This is a genomic window from Holdemania sp. Marseille-P2844, from assembly GCF_900120005.1.
Lineage (GTDB): Bacteria > Bacillota_I > Bacilli_A > Erysipelotrichales > Erysipelotrichaceae > Holdemania.
In genome coordinates, this window is record NZ_LT635453.1 from 205,602 (window position 1) to 231,518 (window position 25,917).

Sequence of the window (25,917 nt, forward strand, 5' to 3'; positions counted from 1 at the left end):
GAGTACCCGTTTGCGAGAAATGCCCGCGCTTCCCATAGAGAGCGCGGGCATTTTGCTTGTTGGGATAGTCCCAAACCCTTATATGACCGAGAAAGGACGTGATGAAAGAATATGCCGTATTCCTCATACGACCATGACAAATTAGAAGCCGCCGAAACCATGCGGATAGAACGCCGGATATATTTTGAAGCAAAGGACAGGGAGATTGCCCCTTATGCTTCCTTGCCGATTGCGCAGCTACTTTCCATGCGCAGCGAAAGCGCGGCGGCAGAACAGGCGATTTTTGACGACCTTAAAGAACGCGCCGCCGCATGGGAAGAACAGGCGGGAAGAACGCTTTTGCTGGATAAAACACTTGAATATGTGAGAACGCCGCACGTCCAGCACACCGCTAACGAGTGGCAGACCACCGAGCATAACCGCCATATTCGCAGCAATCGGGTATATCAGATGAATTACTACATTTACGAGAATACCCGCTACGACAAAGAAGCGCAGAAATCTATCCCGTATTCATGGACGCTTACATGGAGCGTGCGCACCAACAGCCCAAGCAGAACCCAAGCGAAGATTGCCGGACAAGATAGAAAGGTTTTCACCGACAAGGCAGCTATGGAAAAGTATCTGAATGGGCGTATCAAAGCGTATGACCGCTTGTTTACGGAAATCTCCCCGCCTATCCCGCAGGAGTACGCCGACTATTTCAAAGTAAACGGTATGCTCATGCCGGACTACACCATAGAGGGCGAAGAACCCCCGCAGCAGCAACAGGCGGCAGCTATCCCCGAAAATACCGGGCAGGAAAAGGAGCGTGAACACATGAGCGAACAGTTTTCTATTATGATAGGCAACCGCAGCCGCTTTGACGCGGGCGACCCCGGCGGCTATTGGTTGGATATGCCCGCCACAAAGGAGCAGTTGCACGAAGCTATGCGGAACGTCGGCATTACCGCCGACAACCCGCAGGATTTTTCCATTCGCGGCTATTCCGACGACCCGGAGAAACATATTGCCTTGCCTTATGAAATGGTATGCGCCGCCGACGTGGACGAACTCAATTTTCTTGCGGCGCGGCTCGAACAGCTTGACCCCGCCGAGGTTGGCAAGCTGAACGCAGCTTTGCAGCAGAAAAACGGGCTTGCAAATATTGGACAGGTAATTGACTTCACCTACAACGTGGATTTTTACGTCCATATCCCCGAAGTACATAACTACCACGATTTGGGCGACTATTACTTAAATCAATCCGGCATGGTACAAATGCCCGAAGAATGGAAAGGCGGCATTGACCTTTCTACTTTTGGCAGGAACGCTGCCGCGCAGGAAAAAGGCGCGTTTACCGAGTACGGCTATATCGTGGAAAGCGGCGACGAGTGGGAACGGCAGTTTGAGGGGCGCGAAGTGCCGGAAGAATACCGCATTATGAGTTACCCGCAGCCGGAGCGCGGCGAACAGGACAAAGCCTATATGGACGCAGCCGAAACGCAGCAAGCAGACGCACAGGCCGCAGAGCCGCAGCAGCCCCGCCCCGTCGTCCCCATTATCCTTACTTCCGAAAAGCCCGCCGAAAAGGTAAAGGAGATCACCGCGCGTTTGGAACAGGGCGTACAGGCGATTTTTGACAGCGACCGCTACAAAGAGTTTCTAACCGCTATGTCAAAGTTCCATGATTATAGTTTGAATAACACTATCCTAATTGCTATGCAGGGCGGCAATTTGGTAATGGGCTTCCGTCAATGGGAAAAGGAGTTTGACCGCCATGTAAAGAAAGGCGAGAAAGGCATTAAAATCTTTGCCCCCGCGCCCTACAAGGTGAAAAAGCTGGTTGATAAAATCGACCCCGAAACGAGAAAGCCCATGCTTGACCGCGAGGGAAAAGTGGTAAAGGAAGAAAAGGAAATCACCGTCCCCGCCTTTAAGGTTATAACCGTCTTTGATATTTCGCAGACCGAGGGCAAGGAGTTTCCCGACCTTTCCGTTAAACCGCTGCTTGCCGATGTGGAGCAGTACGAGGATTTTTTCGCCGCCCTTGAAAAAGCGTCCCCCGTCCCGATTGCATTTGAGCAGATCACAAACGGCGCAAATGGGTATTTCAGTTTGACCGACAAGCGTATTGCAATCAAAGAGGGCGTGAGTGAATTACAGGCGGTAAAGACCGCCATTCACGAAATCGCCCATGCGAAGCTGCACGACGTAGACTTAAACGCCCCGCCGGAGCAGCAAAACCGCGTTGACCGCCATACCTGCGAGGTAGAAGCGGAAAGCGTCGCTTATACGGTTTGCCAGCATTTCGGCCTTGATACTTCCGATTACTCTTTCGGCTATGTGGCTGGTTGGAGCAGCGGCAAGGAAATGACCGAGTTAAAAGCGTCCCTTGAAACAATACAGACCACCGCAAAGGAACTCATTACCGAGATTGAGGGGCATTTTACCGAGTTGCAGCAGCAGCGGCAAGCCGAGCAGGAGCAGGGCGATACCTTTTCCATTTATCAGTTAAAGCGCGGGGACGAAACAAGGGACTTGCGCTTTGAGCCTTATGACCGTCTGCAAGCGGCTGGACTTACCATTGACCGGGTAAATTATGAACTCGTCTATACTGCACCGCTTACAAAGGATATGACGCTGGGCGACATTTGGGAAAGGTTTAATATCGACCACCCCGCCGACTTTAAGGGGCATAGCCTTTCCGTTTCCGACATTGTTGTGCTTCATCAGAACGACGAGGACACCGCCCACTATGTAGACAGTATCGGTTTTCAGCAAGTGCCGGAGTTTTTGCAGGAGCAGCAGACCCCCGTATTTGACAAGCTGCCGCCCGAACAGCAGCAAGCCTTGTCCGACACCGTACAAGACACTTTGCAAATGCTGGTTGACGCAGACAAGCGGATTTATGGCGACGTTACGGGCAAGACCCTTGAAGCAATCGCGGCGCAAGGATATTCCTACAAGGACGGGCAGCTTGAAAAGCAGCAGCCGGAAGCGACCCCCGACAGCCTTTTGACGGGTGAAACCGTTAGAACGCCGAGGGGCAATTTTCATATTACCGATATGAGCCGTGAACAGATCGAAGCGGCGGGATTTGGTTTTCACCATGCGTCGGAGGACGGGAAGTATCTCATTATGGGGAATGGCACACAGGCTTATGCCATAGCCGCCGAGCAGCCGCAGCGGGATAATCCCTTAAAGCACGTCGAGGACACCATAGAGCAGAACGACAACAATTTTGACGGGCTTATCAACAATACGCCGCAAACGCCCACCGTTGCAGATTTTGAGCAGCGGGCAAAGGCGGGGGAAGCGATTTCCGTTACCGACCTTGCAAAAGCGGTAAAAGCCGAGAAACGGGAACAGCCGCAGAAAAAACCGTCCATTTTGAAGAAGCTGGACGAATACAAGAAACAGGCGGCGCAGCAGCCGAAAGATAAACAGAAAGAGCATAAAAAGGATTTGGAGGTTTGATAGCATGAATACCCGCTTTACCATTGAGGAAGAAAACATTGTTGCGATCTACGCCGAGGACAGCCGGGAAACAACGCTTGAAAATATCCTTGCCGCCATGCCCTACATGGACGAGGATATGCGCCAGCTTGCCGCCGCAGCGGTGAACAAGCTGCAAGCCATGACGGACAGCGAGTTTTCCGAAAGGGAGTTTATCTTGACCGACGAGGAATAGCCCATAGAGAACAGGGGCGCGGTTGCCGATTTCCGGCACCGCGCCCCTGTTCTTTTTTTGTCCTTGCGTGGACAATTAGAAAGCCGTTTTTGCGGGTTTGAATATACTTTATCGTCTATGTCGTTTTCATGCGCTGGAAGCCGCAGAAACACAGGCGTTTTCAGCCCTTAACATTCCACTTGCCACCCCATGTTTTGCGCCTTATCGCTCCTGCTCCCGCGCCCTGCTTTGGGACGGGTAAAGAATACTATCGACGTTCTTTTTGACAACGCCGTATTCCTGCATTTGCTTCTTGGCTTGCCGATAATCTTCATACAATTTGGTTTTCCTGTCGTTTAAGCTTCTATACTCCTTGCGCAGCGCGGCGAGATCGGGCAGCTTCTTTATCTGCATTTCCTTTAATGCCCTTGCCGCAGCTTCAAACAGGATAATTTCGCTTTCATGCCCCCGCAGATACTTTTCCTTGTCCGGCGATTTTCGGTATTCATCGTAAATCGGTTTTAACTGTCGGTATGTGGTGGTGTGCTTGATAAGCAGCGACAAATCAGACATACGCTGTTCCACTTCCTTAACCGCCTTTGCCGCCGCGTCATGAGCGGTCATAATATCGGCTATCTTGCTTTCAAGTTCGCTATAATACTCAATCTTGTTTTCGGTTAGGAAGTTCATGCTTTTAGCAGCCTGTTTCAGATTATGGATTTTTGCCCACCGTTCATAGCCCGCCGACTGTTGGGCTTTGATACTGTTTTCAAGATCGACGACAAGCCGGATTTTCTTATCTTCCCGCAGCGTTTTTGTTTTGGCAACATACACGCCCTTGATACGCTCCTTTATCGCTTCTTCCGTATAGGCCGCGCCGAGCGTCTTTGTGCGGGTAAACCGTTCCTGTCCGGCAGCGCGAAAGGAAATGTATTTGCCCTGTTTGATTTCATACCCCATTTCCTGCAAGCGGCGCAGCAGTTCGTCAAAATCTTTCACTTGGGGAATGAGAGTATCTATCGCCGTTTTCAGCTTTGCTTTGTAGCTTGTCCCTTGCTTTTCGGCGGTGTATTCTGCATAGCTTTTTCCCTTGTCCTGTCCCGGTACGACGACGGATAGCCCATGCTCTTTACATATCCTGTCGCTGGTGCGCCGGATAAAGTGATAGCTTTGCTTGTTGGAATGGTACTTTTTGTAGTCAACGAAGCTAACCGCGTTGAAAATCAAGTGATTATGCAGATGGTCTTTATCGACGTGAGTTGTCAAAACAAACTCATACTTGCCGCCTAATACCGCCCCGGCAAGTTCCATGCCGATTTTGTGCGCTTCTTCCGGTGTGGTTTCTCCCACCGCAAAGGATTGTATCAAGTGCCGCCCTAAATGTGTGCCGCGATCTCCGGCAGCTTCCCGCGTCCATGCAAACTCAATATCGGCGGTTTCCAGCCCGCAGCCGAAAGAGGACGCAAGCAGCTTCCCGTCTGTCTTTTCGGGATTTAAGATATAGTCTATCGCAGCCTTTAAGGTTGATTTAATAGGGTGCGTCTTTGTAACCGCCATATCTCGTCCACCGCCTTTTTAATGTCCTCTATATCCTGCCTGTAAACCGTCCCCGTCGCATTGGCGCGTTTTGCAATTTGGTTGATGTTCCGGCTCACCGCTTGCAGTTCCCGGATATATGCTTTTGTGTCGCTTCGGTCAACGACAAGAATATACCCGTCTATCGCCATTTTACGGAAGTATGCCCCATACTGCTTTATGGGAAGCTGCTTCATCTTCTCGTCGATCAGCCGCTTTTCTTCTTCCGTAACGTAAAACTTCATCTGTATATTTCTCTTTCGGTTTTCCATTTCCGCACCGCCTTTCGGTATAAGGGTTTGGGATTATCCCAACAAGCATTTTCCGCAAACGGGTACTCGTTTGCTGTGCTTGCTATCTACTCCATACCCCCACCGAAAGGCGGTATTTGTTGCGCGTTCCTTTGATTTTGGACGCAAAAAAAGATTGCAGCCGCCATGCGCTGCAATCTCCCGATTTCTCATATTGTGAGGTTAATCCTCTGCTTTTTCGACTTCCGTTATCTCCCTTGCTGTTGCGGTTACAATCCGTATGCCTTTATCGCTCATACCGTCCAGCAGCGCGTCAAGCTGCCGCCGCCCGGTGGATTTCTCCGCATTGCTGTTCGGGAAGAAAAATTGATCTACCGAAATATGATACCGGGTTACAAGGTCATAGAATACCTGTAAACTCGGCTGTTGTCCCTTGTTCTCGATATTCGCAAGGTAGCGCGGGGAAATATATAACTCGTCGCTTACCTTTTTGCGGCTCTCGCCGTATTCATTTCTCGCGGCTTTTATAGCTGCCCCGAAAGCCTTAAAGTCGTACAATGGTACGGGTCTTTTTGCCATTTTCATTCACCCTGTTACATTTTACAGTTCACCTTTCTTTTTGGATATGTCCACACAATTCATATCATTAGGTTAAATACTTCCTGTTGTGTATTGACAGTAGACTGATTTTCTGATAAAATAAAATTTATGTAAAAGGAGGCGGCGTTTATGTTGCATAGCATGCGTATTAGATAAGCATTGAAAAAAAGGATTTTCCCATTTTCAACATGGGCTTTTTTGTCATGCTTATTTTGCGGATGCTATACAAAAAACTAACGACGTATAGATATAGTATAGACATAGTGCAAGCTATGCCTTAGTTTTGTTGTACTGCTCTGTGCATTATAAATGCAGGTCAATGCTCATGTTGAGGATTGACCTGCATTTTTTTGTGTAAAAAGGACGAGTGAAATATAATGCTTAAAAAATATTGGATAAAATGTCCGATTTGTAACGGAAAGACGAGAGTTCAAGTATTTCATAATACTGTATTAAAAGATTTTCCTCTTTTCTGCCCTAAATGCAAATTGACGCATATCATTGATGTAGAAAAATTAGAGATTGTAATCAAAAATACAGAAAAACAAACTTTTATTATTTAGAAGAAAGGATATAAAAATGAAACGTTTACCTAAATATACGCCTGCGGAAGTACGGAATGATCCATACGGATTTACTTACAAAGAAATGTCGGAAGTTATTGGCGAGAATGAAGCAAAAGCCTTATATGAAGAATTATATAAGCAATTACCACGCAAAAAAAATCTATCAATGTTGGTAAAAAATATTTGCAAAAGCAGTGATACTGAAAAGTATGTTTACGAACTGAAAGACAACAAATACATTGAAACGGTTTTTATCAAGCGGCGAGATGGTGGAACTGTTTGCGTGAGCACACAAGTCGGTTGTCCTGTTGGTTGTATTTTTTGTGAGTCCGGGCGAAATGGCTTTGTTCGTAATCTAACATCGTCAGAAATCGTACAACAGATTATATTGTTGCGTCGAAAAGTAAACCGTATCGTTTTTATGGGTATGGGAGAGCCTTTATTCAATTATGACAACTTGATAAAAGCAATCCATATTCTCCGAGATAGATATGGGCTCAACTTTCCAACCGACGGCATTACCATATCAACAGTTGGTCCGGTCGATCAATTAAAAAAATTGCGCGAGGAACATCTTAAAATTCAGTTGACAATATCTTTACACGCAGCAACACAATCTGCAAGAAATCGTATTATTCCTCACATGCGCATATATGCTATTGAAGATGTTGTTAAGCAAGCCTTATCCTATTCTGAAAGGCATAATCGCAAAATTGTCTTTGCGTATTTGCTTTTACCGGGTATAAATGACCGGCCCTCAGATGTAAGACAACTTGCAAAATGGTTTCGGGGCAAAAAAGTTATGATTAACGTGTTACAATACAACCCAACAAGCAATTCAAGAATTAAAGCACCACAGAAACGGGAAATAGTTGCATTCAAACATCAATTAGAGCAAGCAGGACTTGAAGTTACTATGAGAGTTTCTCATGGCAGAGAGATTAACGCGGCTTGTGGACAGTTAGCTAACACATATAATAAATTCAAAAAAAAATGATTAAAAGTGCCAGACGCATAGACGCAGAGCCGATAACGCATTAGGTCAAAAAACCTATGTGTTATCGGCTTTTTTATTTAATATTGCGCAAAAGCCGCTGTTCCCTATTATAGAATGGATTGCGGGTAGTGTATTAAAGTCGCCCTTTTTTAAGGATACGGCGGTATCGGGGAGGTATCGCCGTGTCCATTTTTATTTACTGTAACCCGCCTAATGCTTTGCGGTCAAAAAAAGCTATGCTCCGCAAGCGGGATATTCCGGCTATGAATGTGAACTGTCAATACATTTAGCTACTGCTTACATTTCCTTTGCGCCCGTCCGCGTCTTGCGGACGGGCGCATTTTGCTTTTTTCAACTTTTTTCTGAAAAGCGCACTCAAGAGCCATCTCCCGAACGGGTACGGAGCGAAAGGGGCAGAGAGGACAAGCCCTTAACTCCCGTCCTCTACTCCACGCGGGAAGGAGGTGAACTCTATGGAGCTATCTTCTTCCGACAAGGAAAGAATACAACATCAGTACGACGCATTAGCAAAGAAAACTTTGGTCGGCGAAGCGAAAAGCCACCGCCGCACTCTTGCGAAACGCGCAGCACGCGAAGTTACTTTTTCGGATTTGAGCGAAAGCGAACTCGCGCAGCTTTTCACAACGGACGAATACGAAAGCGATTATTTCCGTTTTCAAGTGTCCGGCTTTGATGTACTCGTCAAAAATGAACTGCTTGCCGAAGCCCTTAACGCTTTGCCCGAAAGGAAACGCGACATTATCCTTTTGTCCTACTTCTTGGATATGAGCGACGCGGAAATTGGCGAACTGCTGAATGTTGTACGCACGACGGTTTTCCGGCACAGGAAATCCGCGCTTGCGAAAATCAAACAGTATTTGGAGGGAAAAGCAGATGATGAATACCGTTAGGAAGTCTGAAAATCTGTTGCCGTTCCCTGTCATTTCCGCAGCGGCAAACGGCGACACAACCGCCATGTGCGCGATCTTGAAGCACTACGAGGGTTACATAGCGAAACTTTGTACCCGCACGCTGAAAGACGACGCGGGCAATACCTATTCCTATGTGGACGAGGAAATGCGTAACAGGCTGCAAGTGCGCCTTATTACCCGCACCCTTGCTTTTCATGTAGGATAATCTTTTAGCCCATGCGGGGAGCGTGTCCCCTTTCCACGCTTCCCGTTATGGGCTATTTGTCGTTCCGCAAAAGCATATCCGCTGTTGATGTGCTTTTGCAGGCCGACAAAGCCTATTGTTCTTTGACAAAGAAAGCGGCCTTTGGTGCGCAGCATAACAGGCAAACGGGTACATTCCGTCTGTACCGAGCCAGTCGGCGGGTACGCCATGACAGCTTTTCCCCATAGGGGAAAAGCCGAGCGAGAACTACCGCGCCGTAAAACAGGTTTAGCAGCTTGTGGGCGACGACATACAAGGCGGCACAATGATACTCCCGCGTTGAACACCCTCAAAGTATTGCGCGGCGCACCCATAAGCATGGGCCGGGGTGAAACTCCCGTGAGGTTGCAGCTAACAACCGCCCGTTTTTGCCTTTTGACGAATATAGTTTATCCATACAGGAAAAGGAGGTTTTTCTAATGGATAAAAAACAGACAATTACAACCGAACGCAAAATAGGGAAAATCACCTATCTTGTTCAAGCGTTGCCGAGTGAAAAGGCAACCGATACAATCCATAAAAAGATTGAGAAACTCATTGTAAAGGATTTGCAGAAAAAGCCCGGAAATCCGGGATTTTTAGCGTCCGAGTAGTGCATTAGGCGGCGGGATATGGTATAATGATAGCAACACATTATACCTGTTTATTCGGCTGTCGGAAAGGAGGACTAATGTTACAGTCGAATAAAATCACCGCCCTTTACTGCCGTTTAAGTCAAGAGGATATGCAAGCCGGAGAAAGCGGAAGCATACAGCACCAAAAAATGATACTTCAACGCTATGCGGACGAACACCATTTTTTGAACACAAAGTTTTTTGTGGACGACGGATTTTCCGGCGTGAGTTTTGAGCGCGAGGGGCTGCAAGCGATGTTGCAGGAAGTGGAAGCCGGACGAGTGGCGACGGTCATTACCAAAGACCTTTCCCGTCTTGGCAGAAACTATCTGAAAACGGGCGAACTCATAGAGATTGTATTTCCCGAAAACGGAGTACGCTATATCGCGATCAACGACGGAGTTGACACAGCGCGGGAGGATAACGAGTTTACCCCCTTGCGGAACTGGTTTAACGAGTTTTACGCCCGCGACACAAGCAAGAAAATCCGCGCAGTTAAACAGGCACAGGCGCAAAAAGGCGAGCGCGTCAACGGGGAATATCCATACGGCTATATCCCAGACCCGAACAACCGCCACCACCTTATACCCGACCCGGAAACCGCGCCGATTGTCAAACAGGTTTTCGCTATGTTTGTTAGCGGCGTGCGTATGTGCGAAATCCAAAAATGGCTTGCGGAAAACAAAGTCTTGACGATTGGAGCGTTGCGCTATCAGCGTACAGGACAGGCGCGGTATCAGCGGGCAATGATCGCCCCCTATACTTGGCCGGACAAAACGCTCTATGACATATTAGCAAGGCAGGAATATTTAGGGCATACCATAACCGCGAAAACTCACAAGGTATCCTACAAGTCGAAAAAGACCCGGAAGAACGAAGAAGAACAACGCTATTTCTTCCCAAACACCCATGAGCCGCTTGTTGACGAGGAAACCTTTGAACTTGCGCAAAAGCGGATTGCTACCCGCCACCGCCCGACAAAAGCAGCGGAGATTGATATTTTTTCCGGCTTGCTGTTTTGCGCTGGTTGCAGACATAAGATGTATTACCAACAGGGCGTAAATATCGAGCCGCGCAAGTTTTCCTATTCTTGCGGCGCATGGCGCAACAGGGCAAGGACAGGCAGCGAGTGTACCTCTCATTATATCCGCAAAAACGTACTTCTTGATTTAGTGCTGGAAGATATGCGGCGGGTTTTGCGGTATGTTAAGGAACACGAACAGGACTTTATCTGTAAAGCTACCGAGTACGGCGACATGGAAGCGAGAAAGGCATTAGCGCAGCAGCAAAAGGAACTTTTCAAAGCACAGGCGCGTATGACCGAACTTGACACGCTTTTCCGCAAGCTGTATGAGGACAACGCATTAGGCAGACTGACAGATGAACGGTTTGTGTTTCTAACTTCCGGCTATGAGGACGAAAAGAAATCCCTTGCCGCAAGGATAGACGAGTTACAACAGCAGATCGCAACCGTTACCGAGCGAAAAAGGGATATATCAAGGTTTATTCAGATTGTCGGGAAATACAGCGACATACAGGAATTGACCTATGAAAACGTCCATGAGTTTATCGACCGTATTTTGATACATGAATTAGACCGGGAAACCAACACCCGGAAAATCGAAATCCATTATAGCTTTGTCGGACAGGTTGATACCGAGCAGGAGCCGACGCAAGTTGTCAACCATGACCGCCGCAACATGGTAGATGTAAAAAGTATCGCTATCTAACCCCAGCAAAGTTGGCACCGGAGTAACCATCGTCCACGAAAAACTGGATGTTGCGGAAACTTTGTTCTTGTGCGTATTTTTTGAGAATCGCCTTTTGATTGACAATGCTGTTGCTCTCTCCTGTGAGTTCGTCATCACGACTCAATCTACAGTAGATCGCAGTAATTTTGTCAGACTGCCTGTTCATGTCTTGTTCCTCCTTAATCGGCGGGCAGTCTGCCAATACAGGATTGCTTGTATCCATTATATCATACCCCTGCAAACTTGTCTCCTTTGTCATTCGTCGGCCCCCTCCTTTGCCATGTGGTTGAGTAATTTACCGGAAAGACTTCTTGTGCCATCGTAGCTTCCGCCAAATCTATAAGTAGTCTGCCCGGAACGGATGGTCACGGTGATCTGCGGCAGTTCAGCCGCACAATAGTTGTGAACGACAATACTGCCGTTTTCGTTGATGGTGTAATTTCTGCTTTTCTGTTCGTTCATTTAATCGTCCTTTCTTGTTTTGGAATGGAATGGAATCGAAAGGAAAGGAATGAATCAGCGTTCCTCTTGCTTTCGATGATCTTTTTTCTGGTTGCTCTGCTCGGCATGGCATCCTTTTTCCACGCAGGCGTGAATGTGATAAATCTTCTGGTGTTCTTCACGGATAGCTTTGAATTTTGCATAGGTTTCTGCATGAGCCTTTTCAAGCGCTGTATACTCCTTGTCTAAAAGCTTTTGGTCGTGCTTGCCGTCGGGGCATGCCTCCAAGAGCTTTCGCCTTACGGCGTAGTACTGCTTCAATTCCTTTTCGTGTTCTGCCTTGTACTTCGCCTTCGCCTTATCGAACTTGATTTTCTGCAAGCCGTCCACAATCGGTTTCAGATCTCTCAGAACGGAAAGGTATTCGGGAACCTTGCGAATTTCTTTCATACGGGTGACTTCCTTATCCATGGTGACTTTCAATTCATCCACGGTGTTCTTCAAATCAGACACACGGCTTTCCAAATCCTCGATGGTGTAAATCTCATGGGCTTTGAGATAGTTTGCCATCAGGTTCAGTTCTTTCAGATTGTTGACCCTGGCTGTCTGGGAATAAGCCTTTGCGTTACGCATATCAAAATATCTCTGCAGCGGAATGATGACGGGATCGGATTGCGGCTTATCCAGCTCAGCCTTGATCTCCTTGATGGCTTCAAGGAGCGCCGACAGATTCTTACGGAGATTGCGAATAAAGGCATTGGTGGCTCTGATCCAACGATTAAACTCGCCCTTTTCAGTTTTAATTCCTTTCTTCTCCATGGCTCGGACGGTGGAGCCTTCGTGTCGTGTGGGTAGCAGCTCTACGCCTTGGCGTTCATAGCTGCGATGGTCGATGCGAACATCCAAGCCCTTTTCTTCAAACTTGGCGTTGCACATCACTGCCCATTGCTCACGCCAGAACTCCAAAGTTTCAGCAGAGCCCCAATCGGTAGTGGGAACGGCGTTGAACACATAATCACCTTTGCCATCGGGGATGCGGTTGCCGTTTTCATCAAGCACATACTCTCGTCTTTGCTTCAAACCCCATTTGCCGTTTTGCTCGATAGGACGGATTGGACAGAGGAAGTGGAAGTGCGGATTATTGATACCACCTTCTTCTCGCTCCGGTTCGTGAACGGCAAAGTCCACCACCATGCCACGGCTGACAAAATGCTCGGTGAGGAATTGTCTGGCAAGGGCGATATTTTCTTCCTGGCTAAATTCATTCTGAAAGGAAATATCGAAGCTGTAGGCAAGCTGCGCTTTCTTTCCTTTCTCTGCTTTCTCAACTGCGTTCCATAAAGTTTCCCGGTCTGCATACTCTCGTGGCGCATGGGGTGGCAGAAAGATTTCTGTATAAATCACGCCGCCCTTATTGGTGTAATCGCTGTCCTCACCGTAATAATCGCTGTGCAGTTTTTCGCCTGCCCGGTAGGCAGCGGATGCCACAACCGATTGCCCCTCGCTGCGTTTGATCTGATCTACATGGAAATGATATAAAGCGATACTTACCCCTCCTTTGCTCGTCTAACTTTTGAGTCGTGGTTGATCTTCATGCGGTGCACCAACTTCTGTATTTCTTCCTTGTGGAAGATATATTCCAGAAGCTCCATCACCTCGGTGATGTCCAGTTCCTTGATCTCCGGTGCGATACTTTCCAAAGTTCCTGCGATGGTGCAAAGTCTGTGAGTGCGGCGCTTGCGTTCGCCGTCCACAAAATACTTCTGGCGATTTTCCAGCCGAGTGATTTTGTGGGTGAGCTGTTCAATCTCCTTTTCGTTTTTCTCTTTTTCAGCTCGGAGCTTTTCAAGCTCGGGGTTAGATGTGTATTCCATAGAACCTCCTTTGAGTGTTGTTATTTTCAGCCTTGTGGGTACGGAATGATTTGAAAAATCGTTTCGTACTCATAAGGGCGCTGGGATAGCTGCATAGCAGCGCAAGGGGTGCAGCCCCTTGTTCGGAACAAAGTGACGGAAGGACAGATACAACTTCGGAGTTGTTGTCTGTCAGCCTCGCAGAGCGCACATACGAGGTGTGGAACACACCCGTATAGAAGTGCGCCCTTAGTAAACTAAGGGTTAAAATCGCTTTCGCCGTTCTACCCGAATGTCGTTCCTGCCCGGGAGTCTCACCCCAGCGTTGCTTCGCTCATGTCATCGCAAAGTCATATCCCATTCGGACGGTCATTTAGTTGTTGGATGTAGAAGAAAACAAAAAGAGCCGATTACACAGAGCACCAAGAATCGGCGGGAGCATAGCTCTCGCTTCAAAGTGATGTTCTATGTAATCGGCTCTGAAAATTCAAAGTCGGGTTCTGCTTTCTACAGCTCCTGCCAACAAAACCAAAGGCGTGGTGGAGCAGTTCGGCACTTCCGGTGTGCCGATACCGTGTCGGGTGAAACCGACTTATGGTGGAACATTGGTATTCAGTTGTTTATGTAGCGGATCACCGCTGTGCCACCATTATACAGATACATCACTTGACCGTCAAGTTTCTGAATGTCTCTCACTATATTCAGAATTTCAAAGAGCAGTTTTCAACGGGATCGAAAAAAAGATCCCTCTACTGGTTAGGATATTTAGGAGCGAATTATCAACGGTTTTTGAAAGCCTTTCTTCATATACCTCCAGAAAAAACTTTCACATTCGCACCTTGCACAGAAGAATTTACTTTCAAGTGGAGCCGGTGAGAAACGCTTTTTGTCCATAGTTGTTTTCAAATGGTAGCCGGGGAAACCAAACTTTTTATGCGTGCGTCGTTTGCAATTTTTCAAAATGTTTCTTCAAGTGGTAGCCGACGGGATTTGCGTTTTGGGGAGTGCCCACAGAAAAAATCTCTCCCAGTGGTAGCCGACGAGAAAGGCATTTTTAGAATCATTTCAAGAAAAAATTCCAAAAAAATAATTCTGCCCAAGTTGGACAGAATTTTCAAAATCAACTTCCCGACAACTTGTCGGGAAGAAAAACCCAACCTCCAACCAAGTTGGTCGGAAGTCCAAAATCCAACTTCTGCCCAACTTGGGCAGAAGTTAAAAATCACTTCGCCGTAACTTGCGGAGAAGTGAAAATTGCAACTTCGACACAGGTTGTGTCGAAGTTAAATATTCGCAAAAGAAGAAAGGCACTAACCGCATCAGTTAGTGCCTTTTGTGAATTGTGCTTACTTGTTACTGTCTTCCGCAAAAGATTCCCCAGCGTTGACCAGCCCGAAATACTTTTCAAAGAATGCTTTCAGTTTTTCAATAACTGTCTGCTTCTTTTTATCACGTGAACCACCGCCACCAAAACGGGAGACGGGCGGCATCAGACGGTCAACATCTGTGCCTGTTGTTTTGAGTACGCCATCACGAAAAGCGTTTTCAACAAACTTTCTGGTTTCTTCAGGCTTCAACTTTTCTTCTGCGATCAAGGCCTGAATATCGGTTTCACGCTGTTCTTTTACAAAACGCTGCCAATCTGCATTGACATCGGTTTTGGTGTTGATAGTAGCAATAAAGTTCTCGATCAGCTCTTTTTTCGATCTGAGCTGCAAACTCGACTTAATCGCCTTATCAATCGCAACGAGGATTTCTTTGTCTTCGCAGTTGCCGTCATGGTATTTCGCAACCAGCATCAGAATATAGTCGATGTTGACTTCAACCTGTTTGACAAGTTCCATTTCAAAGACAACATCATCCATGATGCTGTCTTTGCTTCCCGGCTTCGGCTTGATCTCATCGTACACATCGTGGTATGTACCAGTGTAGTCTTGGAAATCGATAGGAGACAAAATTTCGTTTCCGGCAAAGCGGTCAAAAGCTGACAGGATATTTCTCAGACGGAGAATATTACCGAACAGAACAATAAAATCTTTTTTATTCTGCTCGCCGATGATAGGCTGCCCCAATGGGTATTTCTGCAGTAGCTCTGCGATACGCTCTTCGTAGCCTTTCTGCTCACGTCCCTTGTCGTCAACACAGCCATAGTAATAGTCTTCGTAGGATTTCAGAAGAACAATGCCATTGGCTTCTTTGTCGCCGAATAAGGCGATGGCTTCGTTTGTCTCTTTTTCAAGATCACGGAAACAGACAATATTACCAAAGGTCTTAACGGAGTTCAGGATGCGGTTGGTTCTTGAAAACGCCTGAATCAGACCATGCATTTTCAAGTTTTTGTCTACCCAAAGGGTGTTGAGTGTCGTTGCATCAAAGCCCGTCAAGAACATATTGACCACGATAAGCAAATCAACTTCACGCTTTTTCACTTTGTCAGAGAGGTCTTTGTAATAGTCCTGGAAGCCCTTGCTGGATGTGTCAAAGTTGGTCTTGAAAGTCTTGTTGTACTCGTCAATCGCCATGTCCAGAAAATCACGAGAACTCTGGTCAAGTCCATCGGTATCAAAACTTTCATCATCCAAGATGCCATCTGCGCTATCTGCTTCGTTGGGGGCAAACGAGAAGATGGTGGCAATCGTCAGATCACGATGCTGTTCTGCAATCTGCTTTTTCAGTTCCAGATAGTATTTTTGGCAAACGGAGATGGAGCTGACTGCAAGCATGGAGTTGAAACCATTCACACGCTGACCCTTAAGACTGTAATAGGAGTTTCGCATAGTCTTTTGGTCAAAGTGTTCCAGAATGTACTTCACAACTTCGGATATACGTTCCTGAGAAGCAAGGGCTTCCTCGGTATCAATAGCAGCAACTTGCTTATCCTGTTTTCCGTCCTTTTGCTTTACCGTATTGATATAGTCAATGCGGAACGGCAAAACATTTCCGTCATTGATGGCGTCAACGATGGTGTAGGTATGGAGTTTATCACCAAATGCCTGCTCAGTAGTTTTCAGATTTGGATTTCCGCCAGTACCTGCATTGACCGAGAAAATCGGAGTGCCCGTAAAACCAAAGATGTGATAGTTTCTAAAGTATCTGTGTACTTTAACAACCTTTTCACCTTTTTTGATCTGACCGCCCACAATTCTCGTATGCATATCACCGAACTGGCTTCTATGGCATTCATCAAACACCAAAACAATATGCTTATCCCTAATGGGATGCATGGGGTTCTTCTGAATAAAGACATCCAACTTCTGAATTGTAGTTACAATAATTCGAGAAGTAGAGTCCTCAAGCTGCTTTTGCAGAATCGCTGTGCTCTTATTGCTGTTGGCAGCACCTTTTTCAAATCGGTCATACTCTTTGATGGTCTGATAGTCTAAGTCCTTGCGGTCAACAACAAAGAGTACCTTGTCAATGTACGGCAAGTTGGTAGCGAGTTGTGCCGTTTTGAAAGAGGTGAGGGTTTTACCGCTGCCCGTAGTATGCCAAATGTATCCGCCTGCTTCGATCTTTCCGGTTTTCTTGCTGTTGGAGGATGTCTCGATTCTGTTCAAGATGCGTTCTGTTGCAACGATCTGATAAGGACGCATGACAAGCAGCAATTCCTCAGATGTAAACACGCAGTACTTTGTTAGAATATTCAGCAGAGTATGCTTGGCAAAGAACGTTTTTGTAAAGTCAACAAGGTCTGCAATGACTCTGTTGTTACCATCTGCCCAATAGGAAGTGAACTCAAAACTATTGGAAGTTTTCTTGCTGTGTTTTTTGCTGCTGCCGTCATTCTCCTTGATATGGCTTGCTCTCGTGGTATTGGAATAATATTTCGTGAATGTGCCGTTGGAAATGACAAAAATCTGCACATACTCGTAAAGCCCGGAGCCTGCCCAAAAGCTGTCTCTCTGATAGCGGTTGATCTGGTTAAATGCTTCCTTGATCGCAACACCACGGCGTTTCAGCTCCACATGAACCAACGGCAGACCGTTCACAAGAATCGTCACATCATATCGGGTGTCGTGATTGCCGGCACCTTCTTCATACTGATTGATGACCTGCAAACGGTTGTTATGGATATTCTTTTTATCAATCAGATAGATGTTTTGAGTTTTGCCATCTTCGCAAGTCAGGTTCTGTACATAATCTTCCTGAATCTTACGAGTCTTTTCTACGATACCTTCGTTGGCATTGGCAATCTTAGATTTGAAGAATGTCTCCCATTCTTTGTCGGTGAAGCTGTACTGGTTAAGGCGCTCAAGCTGCTTGCGAAGGTTAAGCACGAGATCTTCTTCGTTGTGAATGGACACGTACTCATAACCTTGTTCGCCAAGCATTTTGATGAAGGCTGCCTCCAAAGCAGCTTCACTCTGATACGCATCGGAACGTTTCGCTTGCGGCTCATATTCAGTTACAACGGTACTTTCATTGGTTGAAAGCACAATGTTATATGTACTCATCGTATTATTTCCTTACCCCCATTCTGTATAGGATTTAATCTTCATGTAAGTCGGGCTGGATGTTTCCTTTATGGTTTCCACAAGCTTTAGTTCGTTTCCGCATACCTCAGCAAGCACGAAATGTCCTGCATATATGAATGTGAAGTACACATCGAATTGTGCGGCAACATCCTTACGATATTTGAATACTTCGGAGAAATCTTGTGTCAAGGCCTCGATAATATCTGCTACCACGGCAGAAAAGTCATTATTGGTTTCCGTAAAAAACTCATACGGAAAGAACATTAAAATGTGTTTTTGAGTTTCAAGTGTATCCAATAAGGCTTTGATATCAGTTTCGATTCCTTGCTTTTTCTCCTTACTGTTTCGAATTGACTTCAATTCAGCAAGATCAATTGATCTCAATGCCGCAAAGATGCGTGTTGCCTGAATAGGTTTGTACTTGGGATTATCGGCCTCTATTTTAGGACCGCAATAAGCAGTAACACCTTCTGCCATTTGATAAATTCTGCCCGAAAACAAATTTCTGGCCCGCAGCGAAGTTTCGCTGGCAATTAACTTGAAATCAAGGGAATAGTTTTCAGAAATGCAATCCCATTCACCATGAGATTCGTCCGGTGGCGCTGTATACACCAATCCGTTGGACTTGCTTTTGAAATACGCAGATGCATTGACTATTTCACGCAGATAAATTTCATAATCGCAATCTGCCATTCCGGTTATGTAGCCTTTGCAGATCAGTGCTGCAGGAAGCAATTTTGCAGTAAGTGTTTTGTCCATTTGTATTTCCTTTCTCAAGGAATCTGCTTGAAAGTTAGAAGCTTGTCTCGATAATACGCATATTGTTTTTGCCTCATTTCGATTTCTGCAGGCAAACCGGTGGAAACATTATTACATAATGCATCAAATTTTCTCACCAAATCGACAACTCGTTCTTGCTCTGTTAGGTTTGGTACGGGAATTTTTACATCAAGCAAGTCTTTTACTTTCAGATGCGGAACTGAACCTTTGGATATTTTGGGTTCGAATTGTCTTTTGGCACTTTGTGTATACAATGCGTACATCAAATAGTATGGGTTAATAACATCCACTTTGGGTTTTAGGCAAAACATGGTTTCACTTACAGCCCATGTATTGTCGTAGTTGTCTACCACGGCCATTCTTCCAACAGTTCCAGTACCCGTACTCGCAAAAAGGACGTCGTTAGTTGCCAAGCATGCTCTGCGGTTAATTAGTAAAACAACATCATCTGTAATGAGATCTGTTTTATCAGAAACATTGATCGAATTGTTATATATGTCTTTTCCTGTGATGTATGGTTTATCACCGCCTACATTCAATTTGAAGTTCTGTCGAGGATTGAGTCCAGTCTTGAGAGAAATAATTATTTCTCCAACGGCCATCCACTCGTTTGGGGGAATATCAGATACGAACAGGTAATCCGCATAATGTTCATACTGCTTTTTCCTTGCAATAAGTTCAAGTCCAAGGTTATTACCAAGAGATTCAAACTTATCGAAAATACGAACAATCTCGCGTTGGACAGATATCGGAGGGACCGGAACTTTGACTCTTTTCAAAGAATCAACTGTAAGAGATACATTTGCTCCTCCTCGCATGAGCGGAACAATAAGAGTATCCTTTTTATGATTCAAGTAATAGAACAGGAATTTTGCAGACAGCTCATCACTATTAACAGGAGTAACACCACAAAGGATATTACCGAGAGCAAACTTCCCCTCCTGATAATACAAGCTATTCAAAGACGCAACACCGTGACCTCTGGACGAAACCAACGGGATACAAACAGTTGGTTTGTCAAACTGATATGTATTGCAAGACTTGCGTTCTTCGGTTGTCACAACTAAAGGAAATTCTCCAGGTATTGCTTTCTGAATGGGCGTGTTTCCCTTTTCCAACACACAGCAATCTGCGAGTTTTTTGTACTCAACACCATTAGGGCAAAGCTCATGTATCAAGTCCTTTAATTTATTCACTTTGCTCACCCCCATTGCTAAATCCTATTGCCGCCAATGCCTTCTTGATTTCGGCATTTCGTTTAATTTCTTCCTCGTTTTTTCTAACGTTCTCAATCACGCCAACAACCAATCTGCGCAAAGGTTCATACTCTTTCAAAGCAGTTTCCTCATCAGAGTTACCGTGAGCAATTTCACTCAGCTTTTGAAAGAGTTTATAACCGTTATCTGAATAAATCGTTGGGATGATAGAGCATTGGGCATCTACGGCCTGTAACACCTGATTAAAAGGTTTGGTACGACCGTTAGGTTGATAAATATCAACGCCTGCATCATTGCCCACTTTTATTGTAATCTGTTCCAAGATAGATCTTAGATAAATAACTGAACCGGCACCAAGTCTTTCTTTGTGCGCAATTTCCGCTTTTGCCAACCACTCAGTAAATTTGTCTTCTGTTTCAACTGGCAGCTTTATGTTTGCAGGTAGCTTGAAATTCTGCTTGATCAGATAGACGTTGGGCGTTGCCGAAAAAATATCGTCTGCTCCTACCAAAAACCATGCTTGGATGCAGTGGCTGCACTCTTTGCACGCTTGATTACTATCATCATAATCCATGCACTGCAACTGGCAATCAATGCTGATCATTTTCTCACTGATTATCAGGCAATGCAGATTTTTGGGAGATACAAAAGAAACACTATCATTGCATTTGGTTGAGTAAAACGGCAAGGTGATTTTACCAATCTGAATATCAATGAAATCACCGGCAGAGATCAATTGAAGATCTTCCGATTCTTCAGGAGAAATCGTGTACTTTTCCCAATCAATGAAAGATTCGATTTCACCGTGGTTTTTACTTTTATCAGATAATCTACTGCTGAGTCTCATAAATTATCCCTCTAATTCTGCAATGATTTTTGCAATTTCTGCTCTCAGCACCTGCTCCCTTGCAACAATTTCTTCAATCTCCTTATTGAGCTTTACGATATCAATTTCTTCTCTGGTATCCTCTTGCTCAACATAGGAGCTGACAGAAAGGTTATAGTCCTGTTCCACGATTTCTTCGTAAGGAACACAGCGTGCAAAATGCTCCTTATCCGCACGAGAAACGAAAGCATCAACGATATGTGCGATATTTCCGTCAGGGCCGTCGGTTAGTTTGTTGTTGTTCGTTACCTTTACGCACTCGTTAGTAGCATCAATGAACAGGGTTCGGTTGTCAGCCTTGCTGCGCTTCAAAACCATAATACAGGTAGCGATAGTAGTTCCAAAGAACAGATTGCTCGGCAACTGGATGATACAGTCGATAAAGTTGTTGTCGATCAGATACTGGCGGATTTTCTTTTCAGCACCACCACGGTACATGATACCAGGGAAACAAACAATCGCAGCCGTGCCGTTAGTAGCAAGCCAAGACAAAGAGTGCATAATAAACGCAAGGTCAGCTTTGGACTTAGGTGCAAGTACACCGGCAGGAGAGAAGCGGGGATCGTTAATCAAAACAGGGTTATCATCGCCTTCCCATTTGATGGAGTAGGGCGGATTGGAAACGATGACTTCAAAGGGTTCATCGTCCCAATGCTGCGGATTGAGCAGAGTATCCTCATGTGCAATATCAAACTTGTCGTAGTCAATATCGTGCAGGAACATATTGATACGGCAAAGGTTATAGGTGGTGAGGTTGATCTCCTGACCATAGAAACCTTGACGAACATTCTCTTTGCCAAGGATCTTCGCTGCTTTCAAAAGAAGCGAACCAGAGCCGCAGGCGGGGTCGTAGACTTTGTTTACTTCAGTCTTTCCTACAACAGCAATGCGGGTCAACAGTTCGGAAACTTCCTGCGGGGTGAAGAATTCGCCGCCGCTCTTTCCTGCGTTGGATGCGTACATGCTCATCAGGTATTCGTAAGCATCACCAAAAGCATCAATGGAGTTGTCCTTGTAGTTGCCCAGCTTCATGTCCGCAACGCCCTCAATTAACTTGACGAGATTGGCATTACGCTTGGCAACGGTGGCACCCAGTTTATTGCTGTTGACATCAATGTCATCAAACAGGCCTGCGAAATTATCTTCGCTCTCGCTGCCTTTGGCGGAGTCCTCAATGTTTTTGAAGATCGTTTCCAACGTCATATTCAGGTTTTCATCGCCCGCAGCCTTTTTTCTGAGGTTGCAGAAAAGTTCGGAGGGGAGAATGAAAAAGCCCTTTGTCTTGACCATGTCTTCACGAGCCTGTTCTGCATCTTCGTCAGACAGTAAGGCATAATCAAAGCCCTCATTGCCGGCTTCAATCTCACCCTCGTTAATATAGTTGGTCAGATTCTCAGAGATATAGCGATAGAACATCATGCCCAGCACATAGGACTTGAAGTCCCATCCGTCTACGCTTCCACGCAGGCCGTCAGCAATCGCCCATATTGCACGATGGAGTTCATCTCTTTCTTGATCTTTTCTAATGTCAGCCATTGCTCTTTCCTCCGTTTATGTTTCCAACTGTTTTTCTGTATTTGTCAGGATTTTTCAGATAGGCTTCTGCCGCTTCATTGAAAAAATCAGCAAGTGAGCTATCATCCTGTATTAGTGCCAATTTCAACTGCTTGTGTAGTGACGCAGGTAAACGCACCTGTACCTGCTTATCACGATCCGATTTCAGATCTGTTTTCTGCATCACTTGCCACCTCCAAATGATATCATTATATCTCGATATAATGATATCATATTTTAGTGAAAAAGTCAATAGAACTGAGGAAAACGCAGAAAAAAGCCGCTCTATGCTACCCATAAAAGCAACATAGAGCGGCTTCGTCAACTTGTGAAATTAGAGTTCTTCCATGACTTCCAACATCATTCTTGCGCCCAGCTTAAAGCCATTCTGGAAAATCAAACAGTCTGTATTGGTTTGATGCTCTCGCACACAATCGGTATATTTCTCAAACAGTTCTTTCTGCTCGTCCGTCATAGTGGCTTTGAGCTTTTCTTCATTCCTGCAAATCAGCTCCAGCAGCTTTTTATATTCCTTGTAAGAGGACGTGTCATATTCGGTTGGCTCGATGTTGCCGTGCCAAAATTCTTCGAGGATTCTCATACCGCATCCTCCTCATAGATCATCTCACGCAGAACAATTTCCTCGGCTCGGTTGCGGATGCTATTCATGGCTCCAACCCACGCCATCTGATCGTGCTGCTTCATGCGCTCTGTCATGCCCTCAGAGTCTTTTATTTGCTCAATGATAAGTTCAAGGCGGTTTTGTGCCTGTTCGTTCAAGTCAGCCAAGTACGTCCACAATTCGCCGCTGAGACAAAGATCGTTGATGCGGATAGGGTTGTGCTCCTTGATATAATCTCTGTGCATACGTCCCCACCGACCAATAGGTCTATTTTCCTCCGGTAAACGAATATCGGGAATATAGTAATCACCGCAACGGATATAGTTGAGTTCCTGCATCATATGTACCTCCAATAAGATTCAAACATTCTGTTAACGATAGAAAAAGGCGATACCTGGTTGTGAAAACCAAGTATCGCCAATTTTTCTTGTCGCACTCCTGTACGGCAGCTACCCTATGTCAGTAATGTTCTCATACTGTCTTATTGGAAACTACCCGAGGCTGGGTTTTTTGTGGTTTTGGGCATTGGAAATCAGAAATCCAGATCAGGCTGAACAGGAAGATCAAAATTTCTCAGCTTCTTTCTTCACCTTGGGGTTGATGCCGTAAATCAGAAAGCTTGATTCAAGTCACAACTAAGATCTCAGAATGAAAAGTTCACAAAAAGCGTCCATTAATTATTACTTTTTGAAATTTTAGGTGAAAGCGCTTTAAGTATAATGATGATGTTGAAATCAACGGAAATCACCGCTGATGAAAAAAGAGGAGGAAAGGAAGAATGATTGTTCAACTTAGAATCGACGAACGTCTGATCCATGGACAGATTACCACTGCCTGGTCACGCTATCTCGATGTCAGCCGGATTGTCGTCGCGAGCGATAAGCTGGCTAAGGATCCGCTGACCACCCAGACGTTGCTGATGTCGGCGCCTGCAGGCAAAAAGGTCGCGGTGAAGACGATTCCCGACGCGATTAAGCTGCTGTCCGATCCGCGCGTGGACACGGTGCGCGTGCTGATCATTGTCGACAATCCGAAAGACGCGGTCGCTTTGGTCAAAGCCCTGCCGATCACGGAGGTCAACGTCGCCAACTACGTCAAGAAAAAATCCGCCAACAAGGTCAATCTGACAAGGGGAGTCAATTCCGATCCGGAAGATCTGGTCTATTTCAAAGAACTGGCCCAGATCGGCGGGCATGTATTCTCACAGCTGATTCCATCCAATCCGATTGAAAACTTCGCCGAGATCGTTTCCAAACTTTAAAGAAAAAGGGGGTTCCTCATGACCAACGCATTATTGATCGCGTTCGCCTATCTCTTATGGCAGGTTGCTGACAACTGGCTGGGATGGCAAACGTTTACCCGTCCGTTAGTTTTATGTACATTAACCGGTTTAATGTGCGGCGATATCACCACCGGCGTCATCATTGGCGCTGAACTGGAAGCTGTTTACATGGGCGTCTCCGCCATTGGCGGCGAAGCACCGTCCAACTATCAGGCCGCTTCCGTTCTGGCTGTCGGCTTTGTTGTTCTGTCCGGTGCGGATCAGGGCGTCGGCTTGGCGCTGGCTGTTACCGTCGGCACGCTGATCAACGCCGTGAAGCCGTTCACGCAGGCCATTGCCTTAGCGCTACATCCGTGGTTTATGAAAATTGCGGAAACCGGCAATGTTAAGAAATTCCGCATCGCCATGTGGATGCAGGTCATCTTCGTTTCTCAGCTGCTGAACACGATCGTCGTCTTCTTGGTCGCGTTGGGCGGCGAAGCGGGTTTGCAGACGTTTATCTCGATCTGCCCGGCCTTTATCATCAATGGTCTCAACGCTTCCGCGAACATGCTGGTAGTCGTCGGCTTATGCTTGACGACGCAGGCGATCTGGAATGGAACAACAACCGTCATGTATGTCATTCTCGGTTTTGTCGCCGTCAAATATCTGGCGCTGGGCACGCTGCCGCTGGCGTTGATCGGCATCGTCATTGCCTTCGCGCATTTCCAGAACAGCTATAAATTAGCGCAGAGCCGCTCTGCCGCGGCGATTGGCACGAATGCTCAGGAAGGGGATGATTTCTATGAATAAGGCGCCGAAACTGACTCCGGAAGAACGGAAAATGTTGAATAAATCGTTCTACTTCTCCTTAGGCACCAATATGGCAAGCAGTAAGGTTTCCCAGCAGTCCAAGTGCTTCGCGATGGCGATGGCGCCGGGATTGGAAATGTTCTATGACGATCCCGAAGACCGCCGTAAGGCTTTCTACCGCCACGCCGGCGAATTCTTCAATACCCATCAGGTATTCTTGGGTTTGTTGGTCGGCATCGCGCTGGCGATGGAAAAGCAGCAGGCTGAACATCCGGAAGACGATATTACGGAAACCATTTCCACGCTGAAAGCGTCCCTGATGGGACCGACTGCCGGCATCGGCGACAGCTTCTTCTTCAACTGCTACCGCGTCATCATCGCCGGTCTGTGTATTGGATTATCCGCCAACGGCAGTCTGCTGGGCGTCATTCTGTTCGTCCTGTTGTACGGCTGCCTGCTGCTGGTCTACAAATATATCTTCTTAACGGCCGGCTACCGCTACGGCACCAGCCTGATCACGGAAGCCTTTGAACGCGGCATCGTTCCGTTAATTACGGAAGCAGCGGGCATCCTGGGTGCGATCATGGTCGGCGCGCTGATCGCGCAGAACGTTTCGATCAAAATTGCGCTGCAGCCGGTGATCGGCGGTGCGACGATCGACTTCCAGGGCATGCTGGACTCGATTATGCCGGGCCTGCTCTCCCTGTTATTGTGGGGCTGGAGCTTCTCCCAGGTCCAGAAGGGCTGGTCGCCGACGAAATTGATCTTCATGATCATGGGCGCCTGCGTCGTGCTCGCTTTCTTCGGCATCCTCTAAAAAACCAAAGGCTGTC

Annotated in this window: 26 protein-coding genes and 1 pseudogene; 12 read left to right on the forward strand and 15 right to left on the reverse strand. The window is 46.4% G+C overall.

The genetic code is table 11. The features are described 5' to 3' along the window. The first annotated feature begins 111 nt into the window (after nt 1–111). Together BQ7364_RS13565 and BQ7364_RS13570 are read left to right on the forward strand one after the other, a co-directional pair. Nucleotides 112–3,459 (forward strand): YodL domain-containing protein, encoded by a 3,348-nt coding sequence (locus BQ7364_RS13565; RefSeq protein ID WP_002584961.1) that lies wholly within the window; start codon nt 112–114, stop codon nt 3,457–3,459. A gap of 4 nt (nt 3,460–3,463) precedes the next feature. Next, nucleotides 3,464–3,673 (forward strand): transposon-transfer assisting family protein, encoded by a 210-nt coding sequence (locus tag BQ7364_RS13570; RefSeq protein ID WP_002584960.1) that lies wholly within the window; start codon nt 3,464–3,466, stop codon nt 3,671–3,673. Nucleotides 3,674–3,874: 201 nt separating this feature from the next. Here the strand turns inward: BQ7364_RS13570 and BQ7364_RS13575 are convergent, their stop codons facing one another. The 3 genes from BQ7364_RS13575 to BQ7364_RS13585 form a co-directional block, all read right to left on the reverse strand. After that, nucleotides 3,875–5,209: a relaxase/mobilization nuclease domain-containing protein gene (locus BQ7364_RS13575; protein WP_002584959.1), complete on the reverse strand. Its 1,335-nt coding sequence runs from the start codon at nt 5,207–5,209 to the stop codon at nt 3,875–3,877. Beyond that, nucleotides 5,170–5,499 carry a plasmid mobilization protein gene (gene mobC, locus BQ7364_RS13580; RefSeq protein ID WP_002584958.1) on the reverse strand — a complete coding sequence of 110 codons (330 nt, stop codon included), beginning with the start codon at nt 5,497–5,499 and terminating at the stop codon, nt 5,170–5,172. The genes BQ7364_RS13575 and mobC overlap by 40 nt, the downstream gene beginning before the upstream one ends. A 201-nt stretch (nt 5,500–5,700) precedes the next feature. Next, nucleotides 5,701–6,057, reverse strand: coding sequence for a helix-turn-helix transcriptional regulator (locus BQ7364_RS13585; RefSeq protein WP_002584957.1), 357 nt, complete (start codon nt 6,055–6,057; stop codon nt 5,701–5,703). Between the two features lie 398 nt (nt 6,058–6,455). Between BQ7364_RS13585 and BQ7364_RS13590 the strand changes: the two genes are divergently transcribed. From BQ7364_RS13590 to BQ7364_RS13620, 6 genes are all read left to right on the forward strand, one after another. Next, the gene (locus BQ7364_RS13590) at nt 6,456–6,641 is read left to right on the forward strand and encodes a cysteine-rich KTR domain-containing protein (protein ID WP_003431289.1); all 186 of its coding nucleotides are present in this window, start codon (nt 6,456–6,458) and stop codon (nt 6,639–6,641) included. Nucleotides 6,642–6,657: 16 nt separating this feature from the next. Further along, on the forward strand, nt 6,658–7,641 hold the full coding sequence (gene rlmN / locus BQ7364_RS13595; protein WP_002584956.1) for a 23S rRNA (adenine(2503)-C(2))-methyltransferase RlmN: 984 nt from the start codon (nt 6,658–6,660) through the stop codon (nt 7,639–7,641). Nucleotides 7,642–8,114: 473 nt separating this feature from the next. Further along, nucleotides 8,115–8,552: a sigma-70 family RNA polymerase sigma factor gene (locus BQ7364_RS13600; protein WP_002604474.1), complete on the forward strand. Its 438-nt coding sequence runs from the start codon at nt 8,115–8,117 to the stop codon at nt 8,550–8,552. After that, on the forward strand, nt 8,536–8,778 hold the full coding sequence (locus tag BQ7364_RS13605) for a helix-turn-helix domain-containing protein (RefSeq protein WP_002604473.1): 243 nt from the start codon (nt 8,536–8,538) through the stop codon (nt 8,776–8,778). The genes BQ7364_RS13600 and BQ7364_RS13605 overlap by 17 nt, the downstream gene beginning before the upstream one ends. A gap of 458 nt (nt 8,779–9,236) precedes the next feature. Continuing rightward, nucleotides 9,237–9,410, forward strand: coding sequence for a transposon-encoded TnpW family protein (locus BQ7364_RS13615; RefSeq protein ID WP_002604472.1), 174 nt, complete (start codon nt 9,237–9,239; stop codon nt 9,408–9,410). 77 nt (nt 9,411–9,487) lie between these two features. Next, the gene (locus BQ7364_RS13620; RefSeq protein WP_002604471.1) at nt 9,488–11,161 is read left to right on the forward strand and encodes a recombinase family protein; all 1,674 of its coding nucleotides are present in this window, start codon (nt 9,488–9,490) and stop codon (nt 11,159–11,161) included. Nucleotides 11,162–11,168: 7 nt separating this feature from the next. On the opposite strand, the pseudogene BQ7364_RS18620 reads toward BQ7364_RS13620, so the two are convergent. The 4 genes and pseudogenes from BQ7364_RS18620 to BQ7364_RS13640 all read right to left on the reverse strand — a co-directional run. Further along, nucleotides 11,169–11,348, reverse strand: a pseudogene (locus BQ7364_RS18620) (recombinase family protein); the annotation flags it as partial. Nucleotides 11,349–11,437: 89 nt separating this feature from the next. Continuing rightward, nucleotides 11,438–11,644: a hypothetical protein gene (locus BQ7364_RS13630; RefSeq protein WP_072685225.1), complete on the reverse strand. Its 207-nt coding sequence runs from the start codon at nt 11,642–11,644 to the stop codon at nt 11,438–11,440. A 54-nt stretch (nt 11,645–11,698) separates the two neighbouring features. Beyond that, nucleotides 11,699–13,168, reverse strand: a complete 1,470-nt coding sequence (gene mobQ, locus BQ7364_RS13635) for a MobQ family relaxase (protein WP_072685226.1) — start codon at nt 13,166–13,168, stop codon at nt 11,699–11,701. A gap of 2 nt (nt 13,169–13,170) precedes the next feature. Next, complete coding sequence (locus tag BQ7364_RS13640; RefSeq protein WP_072685227.1) at nt 13,171–13,497, reverse strand: DUF3847 domain-containing protein; 327 nt, start codon at nt 13,495–13,497, stop codon at nt 13,171–13,173. 885 nt (nt 13,498–14,382) lie between these two features. Here BQ7364_RS13640 and BQ7364_RS17820 point away from each other — a divergent pair. Then, nucleotides 14,383–14,712: a hypothetical protein gene (locus tag BQ7364_RS17820; protein WP_139248643.1), complete on the forward strand. Its 330-nt coding sequence runs from the start codon at nt 14,383–14,385 to the stop codon at nt 14,710–14,712. Between the two features lie 110 nt (nt 14,713–14,822). Here BQ7364_RS17820 and BQ7364_RS13645 read toward each other — a convergent pair whose 3' ends face one another. The 8 genes from BQ7364_RS13645 to BQ7364_RS13680 form a co-directional block, all read right to left on the reverse strand. Beyond that, nucleotides 14,823–17,930: a type I restriction endonuclease subunit R gene (locus BQ7364_RS13645; protein ID WP_072685228.1), complete on the reverse strand. Its 3,108-nt coding sequence runs from the start codon at nt 17,928–17,930 to the stop codon at nt 14,823–14,825. A 12-nt stretch (nt 17,931–17,942) separates the two neighbouring features. Beyond that, the gene (locus BQ7364_RS13650; RefSeq protein ID WP_072685229.1) at nt 17,943–18,710 is read right to left on the reverse strand and encodes a hypothetical protein; all 768 of its coding nucleotides are present in this window, start codon (nt 18,708–18,710) and stop codon (nt 17,943–17,945) included. 14 nt (nt 18,711–18,724) lie between these two features. Next, nucleotides 18,725–19,927: a restriction endonuclease subunit S gene (locus BQ7364_RS13655; protein ID WP_159432816.1), complete on the reverse strand. Its 1,203-nt coding sequence runs from the start codon at nt 19,925–19,927 to the stop codon at nt 18,725–18,727. Continuing rightward, a complete protein-coding gene (locus BQ7364_RS13660; RefSeq protein WP_072685231.1) occupies nt 19,920–20,795 on the reverse strand; it encodes a hypothetical protein in 876 nt (291 codons plus the stop codon). Before BQ7364_RS13660 ends, BQ7364_RS13655 begins: the two co-directional genes overlap by 8 nt. Before the next feature lie 3 nt (nt 20,796–20,798). After that, complete coding sequence (locus tag BQ7364_RS13665) at nt 20,799–22,370, reverse strand: type I restriction-modification system subunit M (RefSeq protein ID WP_072685232.1); 1,572 nt, start codon at nt 22,368–22,370, stop codon at nt 20,799–20,801. Further along, nucleotides 22,363–22,572, reverse strand: a complete 210-nt coding sequence (locus BQ7364_RS13670) for a hypothetical protein (RefSeq protein WP_072685233.1) — start codon at nt 22,570–22,572, stop codon at nt 22,363–22,365. Before BQ7364_RS13670 ends, BQ7364_RS13665 begins: the two co-directional genes overlap by 8 nt. Before the next feature lie 150 nt (nt 22,573–22,722). After that, complete coding sequence (locus BQ7364_RS13675; RefSeq protein WP_072685234.1) at nt 22,723–22,989, reverse strand: DUF6809 family protein; 267 nt, start codon at nt 22,987–22,989, stop codon at nt 22,723–22,725. Next, entirely contained in the window at nt 22,986–23,348 is a 363-nt protein-coding gene (locus BQ7364_RS13680; protein ID WP_234973189.1) for a TnpV protein, read from the reverse strand. The genes BQ7364_RS13675 and BQ7364_RS13680 overlap by 4 nt, the downstream gene beginning before the upstream one ends. Before the next feature lie 440 nt (nt 23,349–23,788). Here BQ7364_RS13680 and BQ7364_RS13685 point away from each other — a divergent pair, with 440 nt between their 5' ends. Genes BQ7364_RS13685 through BQ7364_RS13695 form a run of 3 tightly spaced genes read left to right on the forward strand, consistent with a single transcriptional unit; the run spans nt 23,789 to nt 25,901 of the window. Beyond that, nucleotides 23,789–24,271: a PTS sugar transporter subunit IIB gene (locus tag BQ7364_RS13685; protein ID WP_006057784.1), complete on the forward strand. Its 483-nt coding sequence runs from the start codon at nt 23,789–23,791 to the stop codon at nt 24,269–24,271. 18 nt (nt 24,272–24,289) lie between these two features. Then, entirely contained in the window at nt 24,290–25,084 is a 795-nt protein-coding gene (locus BQ7364_RS13690; RefSeq protein ID WP_072685236.1) for a PTS mannose/fructose/sorbose/N-acetylgalactosamine transporter subunit IIC, read from the forward strand. Then, nucleotides 25,077–25,901: a PTS system mannose/fructose/sorbose family transporter subunit IID gene (locus tag BQ7364_RS13695; protein ID WP_072685237.1), complete on the forward strand. Its 825-nt coding sequence runs from the start codon at nt 25,077–25,079 to the stop codon at nt 25,899–25,901. Before BQ7364_RS13690 ends, BQ7364_RS13695 begins: the two co-directional genes overlap by 8 nt. Nucleotides 25,902–25,917 lie beyond the last annotated feature (16 nt).